Source organism: Neptuniibacter sp. (assembly GCF_024231755.1).
In the GTDB taxonomy this organism is placed as follows: domain Bacteria; phylum Pseudomonadota; class Gammaproteobacteria; order Pseudomonadales; family Balneatricaceae; genus Neptuniibacter.
The window spans coordinates 1-1,410 of record NZ_JAAEQH010000161.1 but is presented as its reverse complement, the minus strand read 5'-3'; the positions used below and the strand labels follow the sequence as shown (position 1 = coordinate 1,410).

Here is a 1,410-nt window from a genome sequence, read left to right as displayed (position 1 = left end):
TCCAGACTTCCATATGGATCTACAAAACCACCTACGGTGAAATAGTCTGTATTGCCAGTTACGTTTGAGATGCCATTAGAATCTGAACCGACCGAACTACCGTCCAGATACAGTGTCCGCGTTGATCCATCGACCACAGCACAGATATGATGCCAATTACCATCATCGACTGATTGACCTATGGAATTCAGATAAGTATGGCTGCCATTATACGTAAGAAGATACACTTGGCCGGTGGGATTATTCACTCCCATCGAAAACAACGTCGAATGTGAGCTCGGGGTCAATCTTTTGAGGCTCATAACGTATTGAGCAGCACTGTTAGTAGTTTTCACCCAGCACGACATGGTCATGTTCTGCACATTCTCACCAATTATTGCGTTAGTAGCTGGACCTACTATAATATCGTCACTACCGTCGAAATCCGCCGAATAGGTATTAGTCCACGAGGCACCACCACCACCTGTAGAGGGAGCACCGAATTGAGTTACACTTCCGGTAGCTGTCCAGGTATACTGATAGCTAGTAGGCAATCGACGCAAATAAGTCGAAAATGGCGCGTCGCCATCATTGGAAGTAATAACCGCTGCACCACTGCGGGCTGTTACTACGGTGGTGCCACTCACTGCCAGATATGTCTCTACCGCTGATTGCACAGCCTCTTTTTCGAACTTGGCCGATTCGGATTTACCACTTCCAATCAGCCCGGTAAACGCACCTACCGCCACAGCTACCAGGATAGTCATGATGGCAATCACCACCAGTAACTCTCCAAGAGTGAATCCCTTTTCGTTTGGATTACCGATCTTCATCTCTTTCATCGAATTACCACACCATCTTTATCTTTCAATTTCTAAGTTAAAACTGTTACTAAGGTTTGTAATGAACACGCTTTTGAATTCTCCTAGATTCTCTAACGCTTTCGCATAGTCGATAACCCTTGAAGGACTTGAGGTTCCGCCAACCAGTGAAATGTGGTCAGCACCAACACTGATGGAAGTTAGCGAAGTCCCGGCAGGTAATGCATCAACAACAAGTTGCGTTGTATAGCCAAAACCTTCATTAACAGATGATACTGACTGGGCTTGCTCCCTCAAATTAGCAGCTTCTGCTCTGAAACTACTAATTGTATTTTCCACATTGTTTATAGAATTAGCAGCCCGATTTATTTCCTGAAGAGTATGATTCAGGTCATCCAACTTTGCCTGCAATCCCACAGTATGTGTACCGTTGTTATTTGCAATGTTATAAATCGGCAACAGCCCACCAATAAGTACCACCGGAATCAAACCAAGGAAAGCGTATTTAAATGGCACGGGCTGAGGTCGGTATTTGGCGGGTAACACGTCTGGCGAAATGTCATGGAATCTATCCGTTGACTTTCCGATGGTTCTACTGCCCGTCCTTCCT

At 45.4% G+C, this 1,410-nt stretch carries 2 protein-coding genes; both read right to left on the bottom strand.

Features of this window, described 5'->3' with window-relative positions; all coding sequences use genetic code 11:
* A partial coding sequence (locus tag GY843_RS08815; protein ID WP_297308671.1) for a LamG-like jellyroll fold domain-containing protein occupies window positions 1-821 on the bottom strand: 821 nt, incomplete at its 3' end.
* Between the two features lie 18 nt (window positions 822-839).
* Window positions 840-1,410, bottom strand: a 571-nt coding sequence (locus GY843_RS08810) for a PilN domain-containing protein (RefSeq protein ID WP_297308668.1), incomplete at its 5' end; no start/stop codon positions are given.